General features: G+C 43.8%; 21 protein-coding genes. 9 read left to right on the top strand and 12 right to left on the bottom strand.

From position 1 onward, the window contains the following. Positions 1 to 236: 236 nt before the first annotated feature. The 10 genes from IQQ51_RS02725 to IQQ51_RS02680 all read right to left on the bottom strand — a co-directional run bounded on the left by IQQ51_RS02725 (position 237) and on the right by IQQ51_RS02680 (position 13820). Positions 237 to 1076 (bottom strand): hypothetical protein, encoded by an 840-nt coding sequence (locus tag IQQ51_RS02725; protein ID WP_193840293.1) that lies wholly within the window; start codon positions 1074 to 1076, stop codon positions 237 to 239. Positions 1077 to 1131: 55 nt separating this feature from the next. Next, positions 1132 to 1965 carry an ABC transporter ATP-binding protein gene (locus IQQ51_RS02720; RefSeq protein WP_193840292.1) on the bottom strand — a complete coding sequence of 278 codons (834 nt, stop codon included), beginning with the start codon at positions 1963 to 1965 and terminating at the stop codon, positions 1132 to 1134. Between the two features lie 2 nt (positions 1966 to 1967). Beyond that, positions 1968 to 2837 carry an ABC transporter ATP-binding protein gene (locus IQQ51_RS02715; RefSeq protein WP_193840291.1) on the bottom strand — a complete coding sequence of 290 codons (870 nt, stop codon included), beginning with the start codon at positions 2835 to 2837 and terminating at the stop codon, positions 1968 to 1970. Positions 2838 to 2850: 13 nt separating this feature from the next. Continuing rightward, a complete protein-coding gene (locus IQQ51_RS02710; RefSeq protein ID WP_193840290.1) occupies positions 2851 to 4674 on the bottom strand; it encodes an extracellular solute-binding protein in 1824 nt (607 codons plus the stop codon). Between the two features lie 16 nt (positions 4675 to 4690). Next, positions 4691 to 5734, bottom strand: a complete 1044-nt coding sequence (locus IQQ51_RS02705) for an ABC transporter permease (RefSeq protein WP_193840471.1) — start codon at positions 5732 to 5734, stop codon at positions 4691 to 4693. A 2-nt stretch (positions 5735 to 5736) separates the two neighbouring features. Continuing rightward, a complete protein-coding gene (locus IQQ51_RS02700) occupies positions 5737 to 6762 on the bottom strand; it encodes an ABC transporter permease subunit (RefSeq protein WP_048608617.1) in 1026 nt (341 codons plus the stop codon). Between the two features lie 305 nt (positions 6763 to 7067). Beyond that, entirely contained in the window at positions 7068 to 7847 is a 780-nt protein-coding gene (locus tag IQQ51_RS02695; RefSeq protein ID WP_050621609.1) for a hypothetical protein, read from the bottom strand. Between the two features lie 198 nt (positions 7848 to 8045). Continuing rightward, a complete protein-coding gene (locus IQQ51_RS02690) occupies positions 8046 to 11165 on the bottom strand; it encodes an efflux RND transporter permease subunit (protein WP_193840289.1) in 3120 nt (1039 codons plus the stop codon). A gap of 6 nt (positions 11166 to 11171) precedes the next feature. Continuing rightward, positions 11172 to 12257: an efflux RND transporter periplasmic adaptor subunit gene (locus tag IQQ51_RS02685; protein WP_228012655.1), complete on the bottom strand. Its 1086-nt coding sequence runs from the start codon at positions 12255 to 12257 to the stop codon at positions 11172 to 11174. A 150-nt stretch (positions 12258 to 12407) separates the two neighbouring features. Continuing rightward, complete coding sequence (locus IQQ51_RS02680; protein ID WP_228012654.1) at positions 12408 to 13820, bottom strand: TolC family outer membrane protein; 1413 nt, start codon at positions 13818 to 13820, stop codon at positions 12408 to 12410. A gap of 267 nt (positions 13821 to 14087) precedes the next feature. On the opposite strand from IQQ51_RS02680, the gene IQQ51_RS02675 reads away from it, so the two are divergent. From IQQ51_RS02675 to IQQ51_RS02650, 6 genes are all read left to right on the top strand, one after another. Then, a complete protein-coding gene (locus IQQ51_RS02675) occupies positions 14088 to 14342 on the top strand; it encodes a cold shock domain-containing protein (RefSeq protein WP_193840286.1) in 255 nt (84 codons plus the stop codon). Beyond that, a complete protein-coding gene (locus IQQ51_RS02670; protein ID WP_193840285.1) occupies positions 14339 to 15727 on the top strand; it encodes a hypothetical protein in 1389 nt (462 codons plus the stop codon). The genes IQQ51_RS02675 and IQQ51_RS02670 overlap by 4 nt, the downstream gene beginning before the upstream one ends. A gap of 22 nt (positions 15728 to 15749) precedes the next feature. Beyond that, positions 15750 to 16478: a winged helix-turn-helix domain-containing protein gene (locus tag IQQ51_RS02665; RefSeq protein WP_050621614.1), complete on the top strand. Its 729-nt coding sequence runs from the start codon at positions 15750 to 15752 to the stop codon at positions 16476 to 16478. Then, the gene (locus IQQ51_RS02660; RefSeq protein WP_048613474.1) at positions 16454 to 17011 is read left to right on the top strand and encodes a hypothetical protein; all 558 of its coding nucleotides are present in this window, start codon (positions 16454 to 16456) and stop codon (positions 17009 to 17011) included. The genes IQQ51_RS02665 and IQQ51_RS02660 overlap by 25 nt, the downstream gene beginning before the upstream one ends. Positions 17012 to 17147: 136 nt before the next feature. Then, positions 17148 to 18029 carry a LysR family transcriptional regulator gene (locus IQQ51_RS02655; protein WP_048608631.1) on the top strand — a complete coding sequence of 294 codons (882 nt, stop codon included), beginning with the start codon at positions 17148 to 17150 and terminating at the stop codon, positions 18027 to 18029. Positions 18030 to 18119: 90 nt separating this feature from the next. Further along, positions 18120 to 19157 carry a linear amide C-N hydrolase gene (locus tag IQQ51_RS02650; protein ID WP_193840284.1) on the top strand — a complete coding sequence of 346 codons (1038 nt, stop codon included), beginning with the start codon at positions 18120 to 18122 and terminating at the stop codon, positions 19155 to 19157. Positions 19158 to 19305: 148 nt separating this feature from the next. Here IQQ51_RS02650 and IQQ51_RS02645 read toward each other — a convergent pair whose 3' ends face one another. Next, entirely contained in the window at positions 19306 to 20196 is an 891-nt protein-coding gene (locus IQQ51_RS02645; RefSeq protein ID WP_193840283.1) for a LysR family transcriptional regulator, read from the bottom strand. A 363-nt stretch (positions 20197 to 20559) separates the two neighbouring features. Here IQQ51_RS02645 and IQQ51_RS02640 point away from each other — a divergent pair, with 363 nt between their 5' ends. The 3 genes from IQQ51_RS02640 to IQQ51_RS02630 all read left to right on the top strand — a co-directional run bounded on the left by IQQ51_RS02640 (position 20560) and on the right by IQQ51_RS02630 (position 25092). Beyond that, positions 20560 to 22467, top strand: coding sequence for an amidohydrolase (locus tag IQQ51_RS02640; RefSeq protein WP_193840282.1), 1908 nt, complete (start codon positions 20560 to 20562; stop codon positions 22465 to 22467). Positions 22468 to 23327: 860 nt separating this feature from the next. Beyond that, entirely contained in the window at positions 23328 to 23867 is a 540-nt protein-coding gene (locus IQQ51_RS02635; protein WP_228012653.1) for a hypothetical protein, read from the top strand. 31 nt (positions 23868 to 23898) lie between these two features. Then, a complete protein-coding gene (locus IQQ51_RS02630) occupies positions 23899 to 25092 on the top strand; it encodes a carbohydrate porin (protein ID WP_193840281.1) in 1194 nt (397 codons plus the stop codon). 97 nt (positions 25093 to 25189) lie between these two features. Here IQQ51_RS02630 and yejF read toward each other — a convergent pair whose 3' ends face one another. Further along, positions 25190 to 26809 (bottom strand): microcin C ABC transporter ATP-binding protein YejF, encoded by a 1620-nt coding sequence (gene yejF / locus IQQ51_RS02625; RefSeq protein WP_050643939.1) that lies wholly within the window; start codon positions 26807 to 26809, stop codon positions 25190 to 25192. Positions 26810 to 26811 lie beyond the last annotated feature (2 nt).

Here is a 26811-nt window from a genome sequence, read left to right as displayed (position 1 = left end):
GCTTCACCGGTAGACGGCATGTACATCCAAAGTGATTCCGTATCTAAAGATTGAACAGAAATCTCTTCGGTTGGTTTATCATAGGTGTCATAGGCACGATCTTCGGCCCCACACCCGCTGAGGATTGTGGCAATACTTGCTGCGATAATTGCGTGTTTAAACATAATTTACCTATATTTATAATTATATTACATTTTTATTTCTAACTATCTAAATTCAATGCGAACGGAGCAATATTAGAATTGATAGTTAACCACTGCGTAATAAGTTGTTTTCTTTAAATCAACTAAATCATTAAGAGGGTTTGAACCTCTTTCTGGATTGTAATAACTAATGCCATTAGTTAGCCCAGCAGAAATAGAAATACTCTTAGTTATTTGATAGCCCACCTCTTCACCATGTAATAGAGTTGGATCAAACGTGTTCCCGCTATAATCCCATGACTGTCTAGGCATGACGAAAATGTTGAAATAGAAGTCTACTGCAAAAACATAATCAAGAGAAAATTGGCTACTCAATTGGTATTCAATAAGCTGATTACCACCGGCGGTTTTATATTCGTGAAAATTCTTTCTAAGTAATAACGTATTACTCAATGAAAGCCCTTCCATCAAATTATCTAATGGAGCACTCCACCTGACCTTCAACCTAGTTCCTAACGTTAAATCGTTCCTCCTTGACCATTTAGACGTCGGTAATATGACTCTCACCTCACCACTCAATGATGAACCATCAGTTGGTTTGAATAGTCCATTGCGCCCCCATGAGATGGACGTATCATTCCAAAACTGTCCCCTAACCCCATATTCATCACCGTCGGATAAGTGGTAACCTGACGCCACTACTTGAAGTCGAGATTTGTCAGAAAAGGAATATCGGACAACTCCCGTTGCGGAAGCTGAACGATTTGCTAAGGACGCACTGTCTTCATATCCGTTTCGAGAATAGTCAAGACTAATGTATCCAGACCAAGGGTTTTCGTCGTTTTTGGACTCCCACTCATCTTGTAAATTATTTGCTAGGGCGAGCGAAGGCGTCACCAGCATTAACGCTGGCAATATAATTAGTTTATTCATATTTTCCTTCTTGTATTACACTTCCGTATTATATATACATCTTATTTTTCCAGTTTTAAGCCTGTTTAGCTAACTTCGTTGTTTTTATTTTATTCCTTTGAGATGGATGCGTGATTGGAATCGACGCCAATAAAGTTTTTGTATAATCTTCTTTTGGGTTTTTATAAACATCTTCCACACTTCCAGACTCAATTATTTTACCCTTTTTCATTACAACCACATTATCTGAAATGTGCTTAACGACAGAGAGATCATGTGAAATAAAAATAATGGAAAGGTTCATCTCTTTTTGTATTTTCAACAATAGATTTAGTATCTGAGCTTGTACCGAAACATCTAATGCCGATACTGACTCATCGCAAACTAATAACTTTGGCTTTAATGCTATTGCTCTTGCTATGCCTATACGCTGCCTTTGCCCTCCTGAAAACTCATGCGGATAGCGGGTTACAGCAGAGTGAGGTAATCCGATCTTATCGAGCAGTTCTAAAACCCACTTCTTTCGTTCTTTCTTCGAACCAATTCCATGAATAATAAAAGGTTCTTCGAGTATTCCTCCTACTGTATGCCTCTGATTCAACGACTCTAAAGGATCCTGAAATACAATCTGCATCTCTCTACGAAGTGGACGCATTCTTTTTGTGCTGTAATGGGTGATGTCTTCCCCTTCAAAAAAGATCTTTCCAGCTGATGGTTCATACAATTTGAGTAATGTTCTACCAAGCGTACTTTTTCCACAACCAGACTCCCCGACCAAGCCCAATGTTTCACCTTGCTTCACTGAAAACGAAACACCATCGACAGCTTTAATGACATAACCTTTCTTAAATAGATTTTTACCTGATAAAAAGTGCTGCTTTAGCCCTTCAATTTTAATCACTTCTGACATATTCAATTCCCCTTGTATTCTGGGAATTCATTCAAATCAATTGGATTGATTTGAATGGTTTGTTTCGGCTCGACATTGAGGTCTGGCATTAAACTCAAAAGTCTTTTTGTATACGGATGTTGTGGGTGATCAAAAAGTTCGAAAATTTCTGCATGCTCAACAATACGACCGTCATACATCACAGCGACCTCATCGCAATTTTCTGCAACTACGCCTAGATCATGAGTGATGAAGATCACTGCCATCCCAGTCTCTTCTTGAAGCTCTCTTATCAATTCCAAAATGGATGCTTGAACCGTTACATCTAATGCAGTCGTCGGCTCATCGCATATCAAGATGTCAGGCTTACATGCAAGCGCTATCGCAATCATTACCCTTTGTCGCATCCCCCCTGACAGGCTATGAGGGTATTCTTTGAAACGTAGTTTCGGCATTGGAATTTCAACTTTCTCAAGCAAACCAATTGCGTACTCTACCTTTTCAGACCTAGACATCTGGTTATGGTGCAAATCCAGAACCTCGACAATCTGCTTGCCAATTGTCTGAACAGGATTCAAAGCCGTCATAGGGTCTTGGAAAATAATTGAAATACGATTGCCGCGCATCTTGTGCATCTCGTGTTCAGGCACCTCTGTAAGGTCTGTATCACGATAGATTATTTTTCCAGCCGTGACCTTTCCATAAGGCTTAGGAAGCAGTCCCATAATAGACATGGAAGTTACGCTCTTCCCACTTCCAGACTCTCCGACTAAACCTAAGGTTTGGCCAGATTTCACGTCAAAGGACACACCTTTCAGTATCTTGACGATGCCTTCATCAGTACTGAACTCTGCTTCTAAGTCGCGAACTTTTAATACAATATCTTGGTTCATTCTACGTTCACCCTTAGAGCTTATATCTGTCATCAATGATGGTGATAGGTGGATACGCCTTACCTTCTTTAGAAGCCAACTGAGTTTCTTCTTTTAGGTCTGTATCAATCCAGAAATTACTGGTGTCTAAAATATTAAACATGGCGCCAGTCTTCTTCGTCATTGGGTTCTTTGGGAACTTAATCCAACGCCAGTATGCATCTCGCGTATAAGGCACCATATAGCCAGGCACAATCACATACGCATCCTTTATTTTTCTTTGGATGTTCTGAGATAGCTGCTGTTTTCTTTCCATATCAAACTCAGAAATAAACGCCTCAATTTTTTGATCTAGCTCTGGTGAACTAAAATTTGTATGGTTATTAGTTTGAGGACGGTTGGCATTTGTCGAATGAAAATACTCTTTGTAAGCTGGTATCTCTCCTCCGCCCATATTAAGAAATGCAAGCTGGTGCTTTTTCTCGAGAATAAATTTGAATGCAGCAGAACCATCGACAAGGTTTAAGTCGAGCTCTAAACCAGCTAACTTCGCTTGCTCTTTTAGATAGGCAATTCTTGGTGTCCAAATGTTATAGCCATACGTAATCTTGAAACTCAAACGAACCCCATTAGCATTCATTCGGATACCATCAGAGCCGATACGATCGAATCCTGCAGATTCAAAATAACCAATGGCAAGTTCAGGTCTAAACGGTGGCGGCTCTACACCTTCCAAATCATATTTACCGTGTCCAAACCCCATAGCATGAGGTTTTCTAGAGTAATCGCCCCGTAACACGTTTTTTATCATGCCGTCGAAATCAGTCGCGTACGTGATGCCTTTTCGAACATTAATGTCGTTCAGCAGTGGCATGGATGTATTGAACCATAAACCGCCAGCGCCTTGTGGCCTTTGATTAAAGCCCCAGAATTTCTGTATAAAGCCATGACTAAAAGGTTCTGAGTTGGTTTTCTCATGCCACAGTTGAGGCTGTACCATCGCAAACGTGTCTAACTTTCCTTTTTCAAAGTGCTTACGTGCAATATCACTATCACGAATCACCTTGATACGAAGCTTCTCGACGTTAAAACGATTCTTATAATATTTATTCCCGTAACCCCACCAATTCGCGCCAACATGAGAAAACGTGATACTACGGCCCTTGTTCACTTTCGAGATGTAATAAGGTGACGTTGTTGGCTCTGACTTAAAATTGTATTTGCGTACAAAGTTGTCATCCATGCCATCCTTATTCCCGTCATTAATATTAACAAAATGATGTTTAGGACGAGGCTGAACCCCATGACTCGGCATATTAATCAGAGCCATGAGCTCATCATTACTTTTGGGCTCTGCCATCATAATACTGATCGTATAGTCATCGAATTTTTCAACGGCTTTGATACTGTTGCGAAAGAAGTCGTTGTACCAAGGGTCAATAATGTCTCTTGATCGATAATAAGTGAGCATGAACAGGTAATCGTCAGCCGTTACGCTCTCTCCGTCAGACCATTTCGCATCAGGATTCAGTTTGAAATAAACTGTCTTGTGATCTTCCCCAAATGCCCATTCGTTCGCCAGCTGCGGGATCCAATTATCGGTGTTTGGATGTCGTTGTACCAATTTAGGCGTTCCATCCATTAAATAGAAACGAATGCCAGAGTTGGCGTCGGGGCCTACTGAACGCAGTGTTTGTGGGAAACTAGGCATAAAGCTACGTAAAGTACCGCCACGCTTAGCCTCTTCAGAAGCAAAAACGGGATCATCCCAGTTACTTTGCCATTCCAAATTATTTGGTGTTTGTTGTGCTTGAACTAAGAAACTCAACAACAAAGCGAATAGTCCGTATCTGTGCATCATCACTTCCTAGTGCTTATCTATAAACTGTGTATTTTTTGGGATCAAAGGCCATTCTTATCGCTTCACCGATGAAGGTAACCATGACTAAAACACCGACAATTGCCGTCACAACAGAGCCAACAATCCATGGTGAATCGAGGTTCGACTTGCCTTGCTGAAGCAGCTCTCCCCAACTAGGGGTAGGCGGAATAAGGCCTAAACCTAAATAGTCCAGTGCAGTAAGTGCTGTAATATTGGCGGCAATAGTGAAAGGTGCCAAAGTAACGATCATGACCATTGTATTGGGTAATACATGGTGAAAGATGATCCTTGCTGTTGACGCTCCTAAAGCTTTGGCAGCTAACACATACTCTCGGGCCGATTCTTTGTAGGTCATCGTCCGCATATACCAAGTAATACCCATCCACCCAAAAGTCACATTGATCAAAACGAACAGCGTGAACGTTGGTTGAGCTATTGAAACCAAAATCATGATCACGTAAAGGAATGGAACCATCGACCAAGTCTCAATGATTCTTTGAACAATCAGATCAAACTTGCCACCAAAGAAACCCATAGCACAGCCCACTGTTACACCAATGCTGTATGCGATGACCATTGTTATCAGAGCGAATCCCATTGCTGTTCTAAACCCGTAAACCAATCGAGCTAAAATATCCCGCCCGATTACGTCTGTACCCAAATAGTGCTTTGAGTAGGTACTTGGAGCATGTGGCGGATATTCACCAGAGAAGTCTTGTTCATACGGATTCCAAGGCACCAAAGGTAAAATTGCAAAATCACCATTGTTTTTGTCTTTAAGCGTTAGTTGAAGTAGTCGATAGTTTGCCTCTCCCGAAGACTCCAAACCAAATGTCTTACCTGGGTAAACATCAGATACAATTGGAAAGTAATATTCCCCCTGATAACGCACCATTAAAGCCTTACTATTGATCAACACTTCAGCAAAAAGAGACAGTAACAACATCACTGATAGAATGATCAGCGACCAGTATCCGCGCTTTATTTGTTTGAATCGCTTGATCTGTTTTAGCGTTAACGGATTTAATTTAATCATCATCAAGCTCCAAACTTCACTCTAGGATCGACCAGTGCCACACAAACGTCTGACAAAATATTTCCTAGCAGCAAGATGCAGGCATTAATTGCAACAATGCCCATCACTACTGGGTAGTCTCTTTCAACAATTGACTCGTAACCAAGCAACCCTATACCGTTGATATCGAAAATGACCTCAATTAAGAAAGAGCCTGTCATGAAGAAAAGAAGAGAGTTGCCAAAGTGGCTAGCGATTGGAATTAAACTGTTGCGTAATGCGTGTTTACGAATCGCCTCTCTGAAAGGCAAACCTTTAGCTATGGCGGTACGGATATAATCCGATGACAAATTTTCCATCAAATTGTTTTTCATCGTCATGGTTAGCGTCGCAAAGTCACCTATCAGGTAACAAAGCAAAGGTAAGACCGCATGCCACAAAATATCAGTAATTTGCTCTGAGAAAGTATTGAAGTCGTCGAAGTCATCATCAACAAAGCCCCCCATTGGGAACCACTCTAGGTGATAACTGAAAAACGTAATTAGAAGCACGCCGACCACATATCCCGGTAAGGCATAGCCGACAAAAATCATGATTGATGAAACAGAATCAAAAATGCTGCCGTGCTTCATCGCCTTAAAATAACCAAGAGGAATAGAGATAAAATAACTAATGAAAAAGGTAACACCACCATACATAACAGAGACTGGCAGGCGCTCAAAAATCATGTCACTGACAGGTTCGTAGTAGCGTGTCGACTCGCCTAGATCAAAATGAACAAGTCGAACTAACCATTCGAGATACGCTTCCGTTACCGGTTTATCTAATCCATAAAATTTATTTAGATCAGCAAGCTGATCTTCAGACAAAGCTGAGTTTTGGCCAACGAGACTAGACGCGCCACCACCGTCCCCTTGAGGCTGCATATTTGCAAGCATCCTCTCGACAGGGCCCCCAGGGACAAAACGCGTAATCGCGAATATCAAAATCGTAATACCAAGAAACGTAGGTACAACTAAAGCAAAACGTTTCAGTAAATAAGCAATCATCCTAACTAGCCAAATTCCATTTAAAGCAATATTTCATCAATTTAATCAATAAAATAAAGTAGTCAAATGGTTACATTTACCTACATTAGCTTACAATTAGTCTGTACAGGAATGAGAACAAAACACGCAAAATCAGTAATTTAAATAGTAAACAACCAACTCCCTAACTCTTAACTTACATATCGTGTACAAAGTTAAACTGTAGGCAATAAAAAAGAGAGCTAATGTAACTAGCTCTCTTCGTTAACGCTGTTCTTAGTAAAAAGACAGCTAAGTCAATAAATAGGATCGTTCAATTTTAGAACTTAAAAGAACCACTTCACGCCGACTTCTGCTTTTAGCTCGTAGTCACCTTCTAGCGTAACGCCTGTTGGTAGAGTGACATCTGCAGATGCGTATTGCAGTTTCGTCATTAGCCACTGAGTTCGGTCTTCCTTAATAGGAGCGTTCATCATGATGTTGAAAGACGTCGATTCAAGTTCCACTGTGTCGCCAGAAACATTCATGTATTCAGGCCATGCTTGAACGAACGCGCCAGAATCTCCCATTGGGATAGTAGCAAACAGGTTTAGCATGTAGCCGTCTGCCGTTTCACCAAACACTTCACCTATGGTGTAGTTTACGTTTGGAAACAGCATTGCACCGCCGGTATAAGCAGGGTTAATCAAGCCAATTGCACCGACAGACACCAACGTATTGTCATCCAAGCCCAGTGCTGAGTTCTTAGTGTGGATGAAGTCCGCCATGAAGCCAACACGCGGAATCAATGAACTATCAATAGCTGATACTTGGAAGTATTGAGCTCGGCTACCAAGGTAGTCAACACCCATTGAATCTTTGCCAGGCTTAGCATCTGAGTCGCCAAAGTTGCCTTCGATAAAGCCACCGAACTGAGTCGTTTCAGACCATGCTCCAGTTAGCATTGAAGACAAACGGATATCAGCGTCAGAAGTAACAAAAAAAGCCGCTTGTGTATAAACACGAGTTAGATCCGATGGATCAATCACTTGGCTTTCTTCTTCATTCGCCAAAGCAGTACCAGACATTGCAGCTAACATTGAAGCGGTCAGTAATAGTTTTTTCATGTGTAAACCTTATTCTCATTGGAGCCATAGCCGCTTCCGTACTCACATGGCTCATGTTTAATAACTTGGTCAGAGAAATACTCCCTGCCCCCCTCCATTATCAGACGATAAAAACAATCTTTAAAATTCATAACGAGGGGTAAAAACCATCAATAAAGCAACAACACACCTTTGCCGTCACTTTATTGAGACTATGGGTTACTGTTGTTTCGTTTTCAGCTTTTCACGGAGTGTTTGGAAAATGGCATAGAAGCCCGGAGTCATCATCGAACCGACCACCAGCACCATCAACATGCCACCCAGTAGTGCCAATCCAGTGGTGTTCTGAGAGATAGCCCCTGCACCATTTGCAAACACCAAAGGCAAGATGCCAAGGATGAATGACCATGACGTCATGTTTACGGCTCTAAAACGCATCTTGCCGCCTTGGATTGCTGCCTCTTCGATGCTTAAACCTTGAGTTTCACGCTTCAGCTTTGAGAACTCGACCATCAGAATCGCGTTCTTAGCTGCAAGGGAAATCAATAGAATCAAGCCAATTTGACCGTAGATAGACAAGGCTTGCCCGCCCGCTAATAGCGCCGCGAAGGTACCCACAGCAGCGGTTGGAGCCACAATGATGATCGCAGCAGGCAGAGCCCACGATTCGTACTGAGCAACAAGGAACAAGTAGATGAATACCAGTGCTAAAACCAGAGCGATTTGAGCCGTGTTCCCCGCCAACTTCTCTTGATAAGCCATGTTGGTCCACTCATAGGTGTAACCCTGAGTGAGAACTTCCTCGGCGATACGCTCCATTGCATCAATCGCTTCACCAGATGAGTAACCTGGAGCTGGATTTAGCTGCAAACGTGCCGCAGGTAACATGTTGTAGCTTGTAACTAGGTCAGGTTCTAATGTCGGTTCGATCGTTGCGACAGCAGACAGCGGAACTTGTTCGCCAAGCGCCGACGGGACATGTATGCGTAGCACATCAGATAGATCATTTCGTTGTTCCCCTTTAGCTTGAACAAAAACTCGGTAGCTTCTTCCGTTTAGTGCAAAGTCATTAACGTATGAAGACGCCAGATGTGTCGCCATCGCATCGTTAATTGCACTGAGTGGTACGCCTAACTGACGCGCTTTCTCGCGATCAATTTCGACGTTGTAATGTGGAACATTTGCACGATAAGTCGTCATCGCATTAGTGATTTCTGACGCTTGATTGGCCGCTGCCATCATCGCGTAAGTCACTTGCGCGAGTTCTTGAGCAGTGCGTCCAGACGTGTCTTGCACCATGAACTCAAGTGCATCACCGATACCAATACCTGGAATAGGTGGTAGACCCATAGCGATGCTCATCGACTTATCAATGCCATACAATTGCATGTTGATGCGCTGGGCAACCGCAGCTTGTGTATGGTCGCCATCCATTGCAAGACGCTCATCCCAGTCTTTCAAATTGACGAACATGGTCGCTGAGTTAGCGGCAACACCACCGGTCAGAGCATTGAAGCCAATCGCACCTGCGAAGTCTTCAATTGCTGGGTCTTGGTTTAATACCGCTTCAGCTTGACGGATCAAGTCATGAGTACGCTCTTTCGATGCGTTATCAGGCAAGAACATCGCGAGCGCCAACACGCCTTTGTCTTCAGCTGGAACAAATGCCGTCGGTAGCTTGTCATTCATCGTCACCATCGCAGTAATAGCCACTGCGAACGAAACTAAAAGCACTGCTGATTTGCGCACCAATAAAGAGACTGCTTTGCCATACGCGTTTGTTACTTTGTCGAACATTGCATTGAATGCCACAAACCACTTAGCAGGCTTAGGGTTACGCTTCATAACCATTGCACATAGTGCAGGTGACAAAGTGAGTGCATTGATAGCGGATAGCACCAAAGCAATACAGATGGTGATAGAGAACTGAGCAAACATCAGCCCCGTAATGCCTGGCAGCAATGCCACTGGAATAAACACCGCAAGCATGACTAATGTCGACGCGACAATCGGGCCGGTGACTTCTTTCATCGCTCGATTGGTGGCTTCTTTGGCATCAATGGTTTGGTTTTCATTGAGAATGCGTTCTACGTTCTCAACCACCAAAATGGCATTGTCCACCACGATACCAATCGCCAGAATCAAGCCAAATAAGGTAACGGTATTGATACTAAAGCCACCCAATTGCATGAAAGCAAAAGTACCAATCAAAGACACAGGAATCGCGATCACAGGTGCAAGTGTTGTTCTGACATTACCTAAGAACAGGTAAGTCACCGCAATCACAAGCCCGACAGCAACAATTAAGGTTTCGACGATACTGCGAATAGACGCTTCAACCGATAATGTGGTGTCGTATGGGATCGCGTAAGTCATACCGGCAGGCATGATGCTTTCGATGTCTTTCAGTACCGATTTAACCGCAGCGCCTGTTTCCAAAGCATTTGCATCGGGGTTAGCCTGCATTGCGACTAGAGCAGCATCTCCGCCATTGTAGGTTGCGTAGGCATCATAGAATTGGCTGCCAATCTCTACGTTAGATACATCTTTCAGATAGATTTGATTGCCGTCTGCTAAGGTTTTTACAATGATTTGTTCAAACTCTTCTGCACTCGACAGTCGACCTTGAGTGATCAAGTTAAACTGCAATGCGGCATTTTCACGACTTGGACCTTGGCCAATTCGCCCTGCAGGCACTACTGCATTTTGTTCACGAATGGCGTTCTTCACATCAAACGTTGTCACACCTAATGACGCCATGCGGTCCATATCGAGCCACACGCGCATGCCATAGGTCGCACCAATCAAATCGCTGCTTGCTAAGCCAGAGATACGAGCGATCCGCTCCATGAAGTTTGATTCAACCCAGCTGTTAAGCTCTAGCTCTGACATCGATTGATCTTCAGAGTAGAAAGCAATCGCGAGCAAGTCATCCGGCGCGGCTTTACGAATACGTACACCACGAGCACGAACTTCAAACGGCAGCATGTTTTCAGCAACAGCAACGCGGTTAGATACGTTAACCATCGCCATATCGGCGTCAACGCTGTTATCAAAGGTAATGTTTAAGAAGTAACGGCCATCGTTGGTTGAACGTGACTGCATGTAAACCATGCCATCAACACCGTTCACTTCCTCTTCGATTGGATTGCCAATCACCTCTTTTACGGTTTCAGCACTGGCACCCGGCATGAACGCGACGACACGCACTTGTGGAGGCGTCACGCTTGGGTACTCTGAAATCGGCATGGTTTTAATCGCAATCAAACCTATCAAGGTCAGGAAGATCGAGATAACAAACGCAAATTTCGGTCGGTCGATAAAAAATTTACTGATCATAATCTATTACTCCGTAACTGAAACAGGAGCACCAGGACGAATACGTTGCAGTCCACCAACAATCACTGGCTCACCGGCGTCCAAGCCATTTGCGACGAAAACATCTTGTCCAATTCGATCACCTACAACGACATCACGACGTACCGCGTTGCCTTCTTCGATGGTAAGTACATATTGAGCGAGCTGATCTTGATGGATCGCTTTATGAGGAATTTGCACGCCGCTTAATGGTTCTGCACTCGTCAGCCCAACACGAACAAATTGATTTGGCAGCAGACCCGCTTCGCTGTTATCAAAAGAGGCAGAAATCGTCACCGTACCACTGGCTGCATTCACTTTGTTATCAACAAAAGCGATGTTGCCTTGGTAGTCCGTCAATTGACCATCACGCTCAAGCAATACTGATGTTGCTTGCTTACCTTGAAGCTGATATTGACTCAGTTCGCTTTCTTTAATCGAGAAAGTGGCATCGATCGGATCCATCTTGATCAGGTCAATCAATGGACCAAAGTTAGGTCCTACCATGTCACCGATAGAGAAGTTACTTTTCCCTAACTGACCTGAATACGGTGCTTTAACTTGGGTTTGGTCTAAGTTATCTTGCTGAACTCTTACGTTTGCTCGCGCAGACACCACTCCAGATCTCGCCATCTCTAGCTCCGCAATACTCAAATCGAGCTGCGACTGTGAAATACCGCCCGACTTCAACATCTGAGTGGTTCTTTCATGGTTTAGCTGAGTCAAGCTCAGTGCCGATTGCGCTTCAGATAAGGTTGCTTTTGCCGCGTCAAATGCCGCTTGGTATGACGTAGGGTCAATTTCAAAAAGCACAGCGCCCGCTTCAACAAAGGCACCGTCATCAAAGAGTTTGTTTAACAAGAAACCACTGGTTCTTGGTGTCAATTGAGCAGACTCAACCGCCTCCATTCTTCCTATATGGTATTGGATTGGCGAATGTGCCATTTCCTCGGCAAGCACCACAGTTACCGGTGTACTAGGTACTGGAGCAGCAGTTTGCTCCGTAGGTTGTGAATTACCACCACAGCCTGCAAGTAAGATACTTGCGGTTAATAACGTTATTGTTTTTTTCATCGTGTGTTCTCTACAAATACGTCGATACATTGAGTGACCGCATCCTTGATTCAATCTGAGGGTTCAATCTCAGGTGCCATCACATTTGATCTATTTTCTATTCGGCGCTTGCGCCATGATTTCGAGCGAGCGCTTTAACCCGCTTTTCGACTAGCGTTTCAAACCAGCGTTAATCGCACTGATGTCTTCAGGTAAAAGCTCGCCACCCAAGAACTTGAGCTGCAGTGACACCAAAATGAAATCAATTTGCGCTTCAGTCAGGTCTTGCTTCGCCGCATAAAGCTGACGAGTTCCGTTCAGCACATCGACAATCGTTCTGCTACCAATTTCAAAACCTTGTTGAGTCGCAACAAGTGAGCGTTCAGCAGAATGAACAGAGTTGGCATAGGCTTGCTGAGCACTAATAAGGGCATTGAGGTCTTTTTCTGCACCGCGGATTTGACGCGTTACGCTTCTCCAAGATTGCTCTTGAAGCTGAAGGGCTTGTTGGTATTGAACCTTGGCTTGTTGTACTTCGTTGCTGGTTGCCCCGCCACGGTAGACAGGCAAGGTCATTGCTACACCTGCAAACACGGTTGAGTTATCATCAATGCTATTAAACTGCTGCTTTGACTGACCCATCTCGGTTCTACGAATCTCGCTCGCAAACGTATAACGGTACTCAGCAACCAAGCCTAACGACGGTTGATGCCCAGCTTGCGCTAATTCAATCTGCTGCTTGCTTAGCTCAACCAGCTGTTTCTGAATTTGCATCTCAGGGTTAAATTGCTGCGCTTTTTCCTGCCATGTCAGTGCATTTTCTGGCGTTGGGATATTGGCGTCGTAACGGTCAGTATTCAGTGGATACACCGACGTAAACTCACTGCCAGACAGCTCGTAAAGCGCGTCCAATGATTTCTCAACTTCGTTTTCAGCCACAATCACCGATGCAGAAACCAAATCGAACTGAGCGCGCGCATCAATCACGTCATTTTCCGGAATCATCCCCAATGAAAATTGACGTTCGGTTTGCTTAAGCTGCTCTTCGATCGCTTCTTGTGTCGCTTTGGTTTGCTTTAACGACTCTTGCGCTTTAAGGGCATTGAAATAACCCACCACGACTTGCAAAGCGAGGCTCTCTAACGCGACTTGGTGTGAGACTTGGCTGAGCTCAACCTGTTGATTACTTAGCTCATTTGCCGCGTTCAGTTTCGCGTTATAAAGATTTTGCCCAACAGAAATCGACGCCTGTGCCGCGTTGGTGTCTATCTCGTTGAGTGTGGTGTAGCTGTTACGAAGCACACCATACGCAAGGTTTGCATCAACCTGAGGTAAATACGCGGCACCTACTTTGTCTGCACCATAAGTCGCACTATCAATGGCTAGTGCTGCACTTTTTAACGCAGGGTTATTGTCGAGAGATTGCTGATACAGCTCACTTAAGCTGACACTTTCAGCCAAGGCTCCGTAGCTCGTTAATGCTCCGGCCACCAGCACAGCTAACGCCGAAATCTTCATAGAAGATCTCGGCGTTCTGCGATTAACGGCAACCGTACTTGGAAGCATTGAAGTTTGTTTTTTCATGGAATGACCCACCAACACATCAAATGGATGAACGGACTTGCGCCCTTTTGAGTCAAGTTTTGCGATTTAGGGAGTTGAGCTGTAGCGCCGTCGGAATCAAACTTGTTCTAAGTCATGATTTACGGGCAAATACCGAGGGTTTTGTGTCGGGTTCCACAGAGAATTCAGATTTAATTAATTACTTATTAAATAGATTTAAATCAAAATTAGTCATAGCACCCACTGATAGAATCACCTCATTACCTATTCACTGAGTTAATCTCGTAAATGTCCGATTTGCTTTGTACTCGAGGCTACATCACTTGGTTTCACCTAGAAAACGGGTTTGGTTTTGCTAAACCTGATCACGGTGATATTGATGTACTCATTCACATCAGTGTCATTGAATTTGATGGTGAAATTAACTTAGAGGAAGGTCAGAGAGTTTATATGGAGCTTGAGGAAGTAAAAGGTAAGCCTCACTGGAATGCTGTCAAAGTGCTACCTCTGGCAAAACCATTCTCTGCATTAGAGTCAGTATGATGAATACTCATCAACGAGGTCGCCCTACGCTGTCGCCAGTTGTGAAGCTTGCTAAACACATTGTGAAAGACTATCAAGATTACGTGAGCCTTAACCTTCGTTACCAAGCCCAGCTTCGTCAACACTACCCAGAACACAATGCAGAACAGGTAGCTGTCATTAACGCCGACATCATCAGCGCCTCCGAGGAATATAAGATTTGGAGCAGCATTGATAACCTGATGCTATCTGCGCAACGTCATTCTAATCCGACCCAGCAATGGCAAAGCATTCAAGAGAAAGTATTAGACAATGTGCAGCAGCTTATTAGCCTGTACCAACTTCGGATTAGGTCGCTTCCGTCACAGCCAAGGTCAATACTTGTGTGTGATTTCGCGGATCAACTTTGGGTCCATGAGCAAGCTTTCTCACAAAAAGAAATCTCGCAAAAGGGAACCTCTCAAACAGTAATCTCGCAAACGTTAATTTCGCAAACAGTGAACCCTTGGCTCAAAAGTACATTAGTTGAGGCGACTGGCTTTCAACAAGATGATTGGTTCTATACCGTCACTGAAAACTTCAAATCAAGCATCAGAGAGCTCAACGGAGCTTTATTGAATGGTTCAGAGAGTTTCAATCATTTCTGGAGTGACAACACTTCGTTTGTGCTTGAGCGCATCAAGCATCACCGAAAAGTCATTCGCTTACTGATGCTGCATATTATTGACAACAAAATAGATTCACTGCTGCCAAGGCAAGCACAAAGCAGCGCGGGCAGGCCTGCACTCCCCTTGCCTGTACAATTAATGCGACAAGAGCAAGCGCTCCAAGATACGTACCTCGAATACAGACACGCGTGTCATGCACACAATCAACCAGCACTAGGTATCGAAACACTGGCCGCCAAGGCGCTCGAAAAAAACAGCAAAGCAACAACCCAAACAAAAGCCGGTAGAAAACCGATGAGCGAACTGCAAAAGCTCGTCAATCAGAGCCTAGTATTAGAAGACCAGATACTGTGCCAAGAGCACCAACTTAAAGAGCGCACCATTGATTATTCAAAATTGAAATCTAACCAAAGTAGCGACGTTGAAAGTGGCTCGGCAATAGATAAACCCGTTAAGAGAGGACGCCCAATACTCTCACCTCAAGACCAAATAACTCGATTAAAAGCCAAACTCCACAACATAAATCAAGCCATTGAACAGTTGAAATCAAAAACTAAGCCAGCAGACACTGATACGATAGAGAGAAATATTTTGCAGTATCAAAGCCTTTGGCTGACCAATAAAATAGCGCACGCTGACCGCATATTGGCGATACAAGAGAGTCCACTTGAGCTTGCTCGGCGTCGCAAGTGGGATCAAAAGTTACTGACGATACGATCCACCTTAAGTAAGATTTAGACTTAACCTTGAGTGAGCTACGATGAGTTTCTACCTATTAAATCAAAATCTGCTTTTTAACAGTCAAAGTGGAAAGCTGTTAAACCTGACGTCTTTGCAAGAGACGCAACTGCGTTCCAATGAGTGGAAGTTGCTGTCACTTTTCATTGAACATTCAGGTTCTGACCTTACATCAGCGTTTATTCTTGAGGCCATTTGGGAAAGTACGCGTGCAAAATCGAGTGTCGCCACCGCAGTAAAAAACTTGCGTGCACAGCTGGGAGATTCGAGCGAACAACCAAAGTTCATCCAAACTCAAGTGATGAAGGGCTACGCCTATATCGGAGAAACTCAAGCGCTCACTGAAGCAGAATATCAATCATTGATTACTCGCCACGCTTCGTTATGGTCAAAAACAGCAAGCTGGGTTCAACATAACAAAACCTTTTTCATTCATAACCTTATCAGGTTCGCATGTGTTCTGTTTATCGGCTGGAACTTAGTCGGCTTATACCACAATGGCGCATTCAGTCGTCTAGTCACCGAGCCCACCATCGCGCCACCTATCCCGATGTTAATCCATCAAAACGCTGAGACGCCAAGTGATCATGACATTCAAATCTGCCAATCACTACTGATTGAAGCGCAGCAGAGCGCACTCTTCGATACTTTACCGTTACATCGTGAAAGCTCTGCACCAACACTGCCGAGATTGTTCTGGCGAGATCACAATAAGGAGGTGCTTGTATGTCATCTTTCACCACTAAAGTAATCACAAGCAGTTTCATTATTGTGGCGCTGATGTCTTACGTCATCAAAGACCTCTACGTTACTCATTACAGTCCAGAATCGGTGTTTTTGAATCAATATTGGTCTTATAAACACAGAGGATACCCAAGTCGATTTGGCTACTTGGCTCAGTTATGGGACATACGTGTCGTCGAGACGGAATCTGAGGTTCTCATGACCAAAGATAAGTCTTATCACGCCATGCACTTCAATTTTTTTGACCAAACAGGAACCGTGGCTCATGTGAAAGTGAAATTCGACACTGAGTGGCAACGCTTTGAAAACAATCACATACAGTTTGATGTCATTGCCGATTCAATTCGTTTGGAAGAAGTCTCAGAGAAAATTGACGAGGTTAAATTCAAGTCGTTCTCGAGAGATATGATCCTTCGTATGTTTTCAACACCGAGAAAAATCATCTCTGTATCGTCACACGAGATTATCACTGAATTGCCGTATATAGGATTGGTGAGACAGCTTAAAATCGAAACGCCGCATTTACTTGAAGCGCGTTAATCGAACTCGAAAAATAAACACCTAGTATTGATCACACTTTCATCTTATTACCGAAGATAAAATTTAGCGAATTCAGCATTAATGCAGGATAATTTCCATCATAAAGTCTGAGTTCACTTTCTATTGAGGTTTGAGCATGTTTTCCTATGAGCATCTATTGGCATTTTGCACCACGTACGAAGCATCCTCATACAGCGCTGCTGCCAAAAAGTTAGGCAAAGACCGCACCACAATACGAGACCAAGTAAAGGCCGTCGAAGACTTATATGGCGTTACGCTATTTGAAATCATCGGAAAGAAGGCAACACCGACTCAAGCGGCTGATCATATTTATCAACGCTCCAAGGTTGTGTTGAATAACACTGAGAAGCTCAGTACCTCATTAGAAAACATCTATATGGATGAGATGCTGACGCTCAATATCTATCACGACATTTCCTTGCCACTCAATTTGGCCGTCAAAATCGAGCACGCTTTACAACAAAAATGCCCAGAACTTCGTGTGCATTGGCTGCATCGTAATCGAGAGGAAGCCTTTGATAGCATTGAATCTGAAACAAACAGCATCGCACTGATGCAGCACAAAAACATGCAGCGCTTTAGTAAAAATATTGAGTTCTTCTCTTTGGGCTATGGCGAGTTAGGTATGTATGCAGGAAGAAGAAGTAAACTCCCTCATCTTAATGCGCTCTCTATTGAAGACTTAAAGTTAGACAAGCAATATGTGAGCGAAAACCATTTCAACACGCTACCAGAGCTCTATCTCATTTCCCCTCAATACCACCTAGTCAGCAATAACGACCTGTTATTAGAGTTAGTAAAACATGATGGTTGGGCGATCATGAGTACCGACCTAGCAGAGCCTTTAGTGCAGCGCGGCGAGTTAGAGACGCTCCATATACAGCAGATCGCAAACCAATTTCACTTTGGATTAACCTTATATTACCCAGTATCAATGGGTAACAAAGAACCACTACCGACCATTAAAGCGATCACTCAAGCACACTTCGCCCCATAATTTGATGGATTTTAACCCGCATACTTGAGTTTTTCGTTTCTAAATTCAATGCCATGATGATTGTGTCCCCAAATTACAAAGGTATTCATCATGAATAAGAAGATTCTATCTACCGCTATTATTGCTACCTTCTCTATGGGCGTTGTTACTGCCGCCGAAGCTTGCACCCGCTTACTTTGGGATACACAAGATCAAGGCACATTCGTTTCGCGTACTCTGGATTGGTCAGAACAAACGGATGTGCACCTCGTTAACATTCCAAAAGACAGCACTTACGTTACCCACTTAGATAACACTAACCAAGTGACCTCTAAATACGATGTCACTGGATTAACGACCTATGGCCAAATCACTGATGGTATGAACAACGCAGGGCTTAGTGGCAATGTTTTGTACGACCGAGGTATGAATACAAAAGAGTCAACTCAAGCTGACGACTTAGGCACGCTGACCTACCTTAAGCATGTTTTATCTCAGTTCAGTACCGTTGAAGAAGCCGTTCAATTCGTTGAAAAAACGCAGCCTGCAACTGAATTCGTGCCCGGCGTTCCCGTTAGAATCGCACTGCACATTAGTCTTCAAGACACATCGGGTGATTCAGCGATTATAGAGTTTAGAGCGGAAGGACCGCGAATCTGGCATGGCGCGAAATACACAGTGATGACCAACCAACCGGACTACGACCAGCACTTGGCAAACGTAGAGCGCTCTAAACGCGGTTGGGGCCCACAAGAAGCCCAATACTCACAAACCAACTTAGGCACAGGTGGCAACGCCAACCCAGAAGACAGATTTGTACATTCAAGCTACTACATGGGACACCTTACCGAGCCGAGCAGCGTGATCAATGGCATGGTCAAACTAGATTCGATTACTTACAAGATCCCACATGATGCGCCAAACGCGCCCATTGATGGTGTGATGGCTGGTTATGCGACAGAATACGCGGTTAACTATCACCTACAATCAGGTGAAACATTACTTCGCTACCAGTGGGGAGATGACTTCACTCAGCTTCAATACAACATGCGAGATATCCAAGAATCTGGAAAAGCGATCAACTTCCAGTTAATCCAGCCGGGTTTGATTGGAGATGTGACTGAAACGATCATTAAATCTGCAAACTAATCAAACTAAGCACGCGTAAACCTGAGACAAAGGCCACTTGGCCTTTGTCCTATTCATAATCAACACTCCGATTCAACCAGAGTGCATCTACCGCGCTCTCACTCTCAACTTATATTAAGTACCTTTCAAAGCGATACTAAAGGTGGGTCTACAAATTCTTAGTTGCGTAACCCTTCAGTACTTCAACCAAACCTTTATACACATTGGTATTTTCAAAACTCGTTGGATAGAAGAATGAGAGCCCGAACTTCGCGCTGTGTGAAAGCAACTCATTGAACTCTATTCGGCGTAGCTGCTTCGTATTCACCGCTTCGGTCGCTAAGCTTTTTGGAAGTAACGCCCAGCCATTCACCTTCACTAACTCCAGTAACATATCGTTGTTACTAACGGTGCGAAAATACGGTGATATACCCAACCACTCAGGCATGGTTTTGCTTTGGTTTTCACTGATGTACTGCGTTTCTAATTGCAAATCTTCAAGTCGAATCTCACCGATTTTGAACAAAGGACTATCAATCCGTGCGTAGGCAGCAATATCACCGTCACCAAGTTTGATGGCGCTGATTGGGTATTCCGACATGTTTTCCATTCGGTGCTGCATGATCGCAACTTTGTTGTGCGCTTGTGTCACATCAACCAAGATCTCATCTCGATTTCGATGCAGCCAATTGAGCACCATGTCTGGGTGAGCCTTCAAAACATGCTGTTCTATCTCCACCACTAAATCGTTGGGCATCAGAGTATCGTGATAGAAATCTAAACGGGTCAGTTCTTGTTGGTAAGCATTCATCATTCTTAGATGCAATCGCTCACTGTTTTGCACCAACAATTTTGACTGCTTATAAATAGAACGTGCAAAGCTGGTTGGTACCGCCTTTTTTCCTTCAATCGTAAATAAAATGGTTCGATAGCTGTCTTCTAACGCTTTCACTTGTTCTCGAATGGTTGTTCTATCTTTACCAAGGACTCTCGCAGCCTTGCTATAGCTCTGTTCGTCATACGTCGCACAGAATGAGTTTAAGTGTTCATAAGAAAACATCCCCACCGCCTTAGATAATTAATGTTTGGTTTTACCCATCATTATGCGTTATTAGAAACGTAATAACACTGCTAAATTAGCAACAAATGTGAGGCGAAGAGAGTTTTCACTCTGTATTTGAACGATAAAATTCGCTTCTCTATGTATTGGCAGTAAGCCCAGAAGTTAGCTATACACACTTATTTGAACAGAGTTACGCATTGCTAATTATGGGTTTACCGCCTCTCTTTTCTTATCACTTATCCGTGAATACAAAGAACTGACTTTCTAAGCGCTCACAGGAAGATTGATTTTCCAAAGCGCGATGGTCGACTGAATCCTCTCATAAAACAAGGTCGTTAGTTGAGAGCAATAGGATCCATTATGAAAAAGCTACTTCTCTCAACGGTTATTGCTGGCCTAGTCGCCACACCTGCTTTCGCCGAAACCTCTACTAGCCCTATCACGCTCTATGTATCGAACGACATCATTACTCTTTCAGATCATGATCATAGCAACGTAGACGCTATCGCAGTCCAAGACGGTAAAATCCTCGACCTTGGCGATCAAAAAACACTCACCACTAAGTACCAATCTAAAGATGGTTTTACGATTGATAAATCATTTGAAGATCGTGTTCTTACACCAGGCTTCGTTGAACCTCACGTTCACCTTTGGCTGATGGCGTTATTGATCGGCACAGACTTTATTACTCCTGCTGATTGGGATTTACCTTGGGGTAACGTTGAAGGCGTAATAGGCCATGATAACTACTTAGCCCGTTTAACAGAGTTAGAAAGTGAACTGGCTGAAGGCGAACCATTGGTAAGCTGGGGCTACCATCACTACTTCCACGGCAATGAAATGAGCCGCGAGTTGCTGAATAACATTTCTGAAGACCGACCAATTATCATTTGGCATCGTAGCTTCCACGAATTGTTCTTCAACGATGCAGCGATGGAAATGCTAGGTTGGTCTGAAGAAGACTGGACTGGCGAAGGCTATAACTACGATCAGCTAGACTGGGAACGAGGCCATGCTTATGAAGCTGGAGCTAAAATACTTCTCAATGATGTAATGAGCTTCTGGGTAAATAGCGGCATTTTTGCAACGGGGATGGAGCGAACCAAAGATTACATCCACTCTGGTGGTATCACTACCGCGATTGACCCAGGTGTTGTTGCAACACCAGAGATGTTCGAACAAGTAGTCGACATTCTTGAAGACGGTAACTTCCCAATGGATTACTGGTTAATGCCAGCCGGTAACTTTACCTACATGATGGCAGAAAACGACCCAGCCAAAGGTAAAGCGATTGCCGAAGGTTTGACTCAGCACCCGTCTTATCAAGGCGAACAGATCAAATGGCTACCTAAATTCGTTAAGTTGTTTTCAGACGGCGCAATGTACAGCCAGTTAATGCAACTTAAAGATGGTTACACCGATGGTCACTCAGGTGAATGGTTGCAAGAGCCTAAAGATCTTGAAGCAAGTATGCGTCCTTACTGGGAAGACGACTACACAATTGTTATCCATGCCAATGGTGATCTAGGCTTTGAGACTGCACTGAACATTGTCGACAAGCTCAACAAAGAAAAAAGCAGAGACGATCACAGAACCAGCTTCCATCACCTAGGTATTACCGATAAAGACGACATCCCTAAAGCCGTTGAACTTGGCGCAAACTTTAGTGTAAACCCTTACTACACACATATTCTGGCTGAGCTTTACTCTGAACAAGGTATCGGTCAAGAGCGTGCAGAAGTGATGGCGCGTGGACGTTCATTCATCGATGCAGGTGGTATTTTATCATTGCACTCAGATTCACCAATGGCACCAGCGCAACCACTAGGGTTAGTTTGGGCTGCTGTAAACAGAATCGGTCTGTCTGGCAAAACGGTAATGGGACCTCAAGAGCGCATCACAGTTGATGAAGCAATGCGCGCAATCACGATTGATGCAGCATACACAGCACGTCTAGATAATGAAGTTGGTACCATTGATATCGGTAAAACCGCTAACTTTACGGTACTCGACGACAACCCATACACGGTAAAACCTGAAGACATCAACAAGATAAAAGTTGAAGCAACGATTTACCAAGGTATCCCTGCTCCTGTAAAAAACAGTAACTCTGGTTTAGCCATGACTGAGCAAAATATGAAAGTTGTGAATGTAATCAACAGATACCACAACGCTCACGGTCATCACCACCATCATGATCATGACCACGATGTGTGTGCGACAAGCTTGTACTTCCAACATGCTCTTACGGCGATTCAACAGAAATAACGTAGGTACAATAACGATGAACATCACTCTAAGCTGAGCGAAAGCATCTCAATAGCTTAAGCTTCATTGTTCTCAAAAAGTGATAGTGTGACCTCAGCGTCCGCTATCACTTTTTCTTTTTATGGTACATGTTTACCGATTCCGCGATACAGACCCCCTATATTCAATTATCTCTATACAAAGATCTCAAACTCAATCCGACACGCTCTCACACCTTCAATCCCCTATCTCACTGCTTTCCACATCACGGTCAAATATCCCGACACTTCACAGATCATCGAGAACGTTTGCTGTTTGGTGGTGCAATCTATTAGCCACAACATAGCTCAACAAGTGCAGCTTTCTAAATACTGGCTCTAGCGAATTGAGCCCATACCGTGAACAGATGTATTCGTCGTTCCTGAAACTTGGCACTTGGCAGAGAGAGATAAAGACCCCGCAACTCCTCATCAACAGTGACACCTTATTAAATCCTTACAGAACCAAAGACTTTTGCATCACAGATAATTCGCAAGATACGTAGCTCATTAGTCACCTTCCCTCTATGTCCGGTCGAGTACACACCTTCTCATTTTAACTGGCTAACCTCTTTCGTGTCATCTCACCTCGCCTTATCAAAGCCACACAAATCTGATTTAATTACGCTGTTTACCACCATAACTGCGCCATTCTTCATCAGCCAATCTTCTCTTTTGTTCTCCTTTGATGACACCGGTATTGAAACGTCTATCAAACAGATGAAATGCAATGAAAAATCAATAAATACAATAGCTTAATTAAAACATAAAAACTTCAAAATTAGTTTTATCATCACCAAAATCGATAACATGACCCGGTCAATTACAACTCAGGTCAATACTATGTCTACCATTTGGGAATTAGATATGGGTTATCTAGAGTCACTTGGCAAGGAGCTACGCGGATACATTAAGGATGATGAAGTGACGGTATTACCCCAGCTTAGAACGCAATATCTTGCCGAGCTAAATGCAGTTATTGAAAAGATGGTTTCGTCTTCAGCGAAAACAGATCAAATGGAGGCATTGGTAAAAGTTTGCCAGCATATTGCGACAACAGTGAACACCTCTCGCTATCACCGACTTAGCCAATGTATTGAGCGTATTCACTCACTCGTCAACAAGTTGCGTCACCAGCAAAATGCGGACTCGCAACCTCTTAACGCGGATGCATTGTTTTTACTCGCGCAAAACCATGGCATTGCGATCTCAAGACACGACCTCAACGACGGTAAAGCAAGTTCGGTTTCCTTCGCTTATCAGCAAGGGTATCTGTCCATTTCAGAAGCGTTTGATGCATTGAGTGCACTGTTTAAACATCAACGCCATTCACAACTGGCCAGCACGCTAAACAGCCCTGCTTATCTATCTCAATGCGCTTAGCCAGATTACGTTCTAACAATAAGATTTAATTATGAAATTTTTATCATTACCCTTTTGTTTAGCTCCACTTTTTTTATCGTCTTTAGCTAATGCAAGCCAACCATACTCTGATACATTAACCGGTGATTGGGGAGGAAATCGTAGTCACATTAAAGACAACGGACTCTCGCTAGATGCTGAATACACCAACGTTTACCAATCGGCGGTTTCTGGCTCACCATCAAATTCAAATGAGTTCACACACCGTTTTGATCTGTTTGCAGCGCTTGATACCGAAAATGCTGGCCTATGGAATAACGGCACCTTTCGCACCCAGTTGATCTATCTAAACGGAGATGCGAACGACTTTGGCTTCTCCAGTTTGTCAGTACCGAATTCAGCCCATTACTCAGACAGCAGCAGCCCTTTCTTTTCATCCTTGTATTACACACATAAATTTGATGACAACACCAACCTACTTTTTGGCAAGATCGACGCGTTTGAGCTACTACGAAATGCGCCATTCTACGGTGGTGCAACTCGTCATGGATTCATGAACATTGCCTTCTCTGCTCCACCAAGTGGCGTGACACCACCATCATTTATTGGCGGTATTCTGAACCACACCATCGGCGATACTCGAATCACAGCGATGATTTATGATCCAAGAGATCGATACGATGACAACTTAGGGTTCAATGATTGGTTTGATGATGGCGTGAACTTTTCATTAGGTGCAACTCACTCATTCAAATTGTTCGATAGAAGTTCTACGTTTGGTATGTCTGGTACATACAGCACTGAAGAAGGGGTCGATTACTCGTCTTTGGGTGAGACCGCAAAATATAAGTACAACATTCGTGCTCAAGCGACACACAATATCTACGAGAACAATGACGATACTATCGCAGTCTATCTAAGAGCAGCAGCGGCAGACGGTAATCCAAATATCATAGATGGAACGTTTGTTGGCGGCCTTGGAGGCAACGCTTTCTTCTTCGACAGATCTCAAGATCAATGGGGCGCGGGCTACTATTACTACAACTTGTCTAATGCGTTACAAAACAGCATTAGCGATTTGCCACTCGGAGCTGAATTAAAAGACGAGCAAGGTTTTGAGATCTACTACGCTTTCCAAGCAACGCCATGGTTAACCTTTACCGCGGATGCGCAATACGTCACACCCGCAGTCAGCACTCAAAGCAAAGTCGCGCTGTTTGGCCTAAGAACGAATATCGTTTTCTAACGCTACGTCTTAAGCTAAGACGCTCTAAATAAAAAGAGCCTGATCATCAGTGATCAGGCTCTTTTTTGGATTTTCACATTGAATCGAAATTCATCGCTTAAGGCGTTCCAACCTCAGATAAAGACACCAACTGTTTAGTATATTCATGCTGCGGATTACCAAACAAAGTCTCAGTGTCACCCTTCTCTATTACCTCGCCAGCTTTCATGACTATGGTGTAATGACATAGGGATTTCACGACATTCAAATCATGACTGATAAACAAATAGGTCAGGCCATACTTTTCTTGAAGTGACTTCAGTAAATCCAGTACTTGAGCTTGAACGGTTCTGTCGAGTGAAGATGTTGGCTCATCAAGCAAGATAAACTCTGGCTTTAAAATCAAAGCACGAGCAATCGCAATACGCTGCCTTTGTCCGCCAGAAAACTCATTTGGATAACGGTGACGAGTTTCAGGATCGAGATCGACCTCTTTCATTACATCACAGATGCGTTGGTCGAGCTCGTGCTCATCCAATTGTTGGTGCACTAACAAGCCTTCGCCAATCACCTGAGCGACCGACATTCTTGGATTCAATGCAGAAAACGGGTCTTGGAAGACCACTTGCATACGGCTTCTAAACGGAAGCATCTGTTTTCGGTCTAAACCTTGAAGCTGTTCACTCGAGTAGGTAATTGATCCTTCACTATCCACCAGCTTGAGTATCGCCATACCGGTCGTCGATTTACCAGAACCACTTTCGCCAACTAAACCGATTGAGTGCCCTTTCTTCAAAGTGAACTCCATGTCGGTGACGGCTTTAACATGAGAAATGGTTCGCTTGAATAAACCGCCCGTGATCGGGAACCAAACACGAAGTTGATTTACATCGAGTAGCGGTTTGCTGTCGGGCGATACAGGGACAGGCAAGCCTTTAGGGTCAGAGTTGATAAGCTTTTGCGTATAAGGGTGAGCAGGCGCATTAAACAGGGTATGACAGTCGTTGCTTTCAACCAAGCGACCATCTTTCATTACTGCAACTCTGTCGGCAATCTTGCGAACGATACTCAAGTCATGAGTAATGAAAAGCATCGCCATACCCAATTCTTGCTGCAGGTCTTTTAGAAGGTCGAGGATCTGCGCTTGCACCGATACATCCAATGCGGTTGTCGGCTCATCAGCGATCAGTAACTCTGGTTCATTGATGAGTGCCATTGCGATCATCACGCGTTGGCGTTCTCCACCAGATAGCTCGTGCGGATAGGCTGAAATTTTTTGCTCTGGGTAGCGGATACCTACTTTAGAAAGCCATTCTATCGCCAAGGCTTGCGCTTTGTTGGTTCGCATACCACGGTGAATCGCGAGGGTTTCAACAAGCTGTTTACCTACGCGATGAAGCGGGTTCAACGATACCATGGGTTCTTGGAAGATCATGCCAATACGACCACCACGAATCCCGCGCAGTTGTCTTTCAGAACAACTCAGAATGTCGGTACCAGAGAAGTTAATCTTACCGTTCAAGTAATGCGACGAGCCTTTAGGCAGCAATTTCAATACTGAATTGGCGGTAACCGATTTGCCTGAACCACTCTCTCCTACCAGCGCCAGTGTCTCGCCTTTGTATATCTCCAACGAGACATCATGAGTCACTTGTTCTATCGAATCTTTTCGCCCGAAACCGACCGACAATTTGTCGATGGTCAAAACTGGAGAAGCAGGCGTTGTATTTGAAGTCATAA

The sequence above is a fragment of the Vibrio sp. OPT18 genome (genome assembly GCF_015163615.1).
GTDB lineage: Bacteria > Pseudomonadota > Gammaproteobacteria > Enterobacterales > Vibrionaceae > Vibrio > Vibrio coralliirubri.
The sequence above is the reverse complement of the archived record's forward strand: the minus strand, read 5'-3'. Positions and strand labels throughout refer to the sequence as shown.

What these genes read in the sequence shown, in the direction of transcription:
- IQQ51_RS02725 (WP_193840293.1), bottom strand. Translation starts at nt 1,076, where the DNA reads ATGAATAAACTAATTATATTGCCAGCGTTAATGCTGGTGACGCCTTCG.
- IQQ51_RS02720 (WP_193840292.1), bottom strand. Translation starts at nt 1,965, where the DNA reads ATGTCAGAAGTGATTAAAATTGAAGGGCTAAAGCAGCACTTTTTATCA.
- IQQ51_RS02715 (WP_193840291.1), bottom strand. Translation starts at nt 2,837, where the DNA reads ATGAACCAAGATATTGTATTAAAAGTTCGCGACTTAGAAGCAGAGTTC.
- IQQ51_RS02710 (WP_193840290.1), bottom strand. Translation starts at nt 4,674, where the DNA reads ATGCACAGATACGGACTATTCGCTTTGTTGTTGAGTTTCTTAGTTCAA.
- IQQ51_RS02705 (WP_193840471.1), bottom strand. Translation starts at nt 5,734, where the DNA reads ATGATTAAATTAAATCCGTTAACGCTAAAACAGATCAAGCGATTCAAA.
- IQQ51_RS02700 (WP_048608617.1), bottom strand. Translation starts at nt 6,762, where the DNA reads ATGATTGCTTATTTACTGAAACGTTTTGCTTTAGTTGTACCTACGTTT.
- IQQ51_RS02695 (WP_050621609.1), bottom strand. Translation starts at nt 7,847, where the DNA reads ATGAAAAAACTATTACTGACCGCTTCAATGTTAGCTGCAATGTCTGGT.
- IQQ51_RS02690 (WP_193840289.1), bottom strand. Translation starts at nt 11,165, where the DNA reads ATGATCAGTAAATTTTTTATCGACCGACCGAAATTTGCGTTTGTTATC.
- IQQ51_RS02685 (WP_228012655.1), bottom strand. Translation starts at nt 12,257, where the DNA reads ATGAAAAAAACAATAACGTTATTAACCGCAAGTATCTTACTTGCAGGC.
- IQQ51_RS02680 (WP_228012654.1), bottom strand. Translation starts at nt 13,820, where the DNA reads ATGAAAAAACAAACTTCAATGCTTCCAAGTACGGTTGCCGTTAATCGC.
- IQQ51_RS02675 (WP_193840286.1), top strand. Translation starts at nt 14,088, where the DNA reads ATGTCCGATTTGCTTTGTACTCGAGGCTACATCACTTGGTTTCACCTA.
- IQQ51_RS02670 (WP_193840285.1), top strand. Translation starts at nt 14,339, where the DNA reads ATGATGAATACTCATCAACGAGGTCGCCCTACGCTGTCGCCAGTTGTG.
- IQQ51_RS02665 (WP_050621614.1), top strand. Translation starts at nt 15,750, where the DNA reads ATGAGTTTCTACCTATTAAATCAAAATCTGCTTTTTAACAGTCAAAGT.
- IQQ51_RS02660 (WP_048613474.1), top strand. Translation starts at nt 16,454, where the DNA reads ATGTCATCTTTCACCACTAAAGTAATCACAAGCAGTTTCATTATTGTG.
- IQQ51_RS02655 (WP_048608631.1), top strand. Translation starts at nt 17,148, where the DNA reads ATGTTTTCCTATGAGCATCTATTGGCATTTTGCACCACGTACGAAGCA.
- IQQ51_RS02650 (WP_193840284.1), top strand. Translation starts at nt 18,120, where the DNA reads ATGAATAAGAAGATTCTATCTACCGCTATTATTGCTACCTTCTCTATG.
- IQQ51_RS02645 (WP_193840283.1), bottom strand. Translation starts at nt 20,196, where the DNA reads ATGTTTTCTTATGAACACTTAAACTCATTCTGTGCGACGTATGACGAA.
- IQQ51_RS02640 (WP_193840282.1), top strand. Translation starts at nt 20,560, where the DNA reads ATGAAAAAGCTACTTCTCTCAACGGTTATTGCTGGCCTAGTCGCCACA.
- IQQ51_RS02635 (WP_228012653.1), top strand. Translation starts at nt 23,328, where the DNA reads ATGTCTACCATTTGGGAATTAGATATGGGTTATCTAGAGTCACTTGGC.
- IQQ51_RS02630 (WP_193840281.1), top strand. Translation starts at nt 23,899, where the DNA reads ATGAAATTTTTATCATTACCCTTTTGTTTAGCTCCACTTTTTTTATCG.
- yejF (WP_050643939.1), bottom strand. Translation starts at nt 26,809, where the DNA reads ATGACTTCAAATACAACGCCTGCTTCTCCAGTTTTGACCATCGACAAA.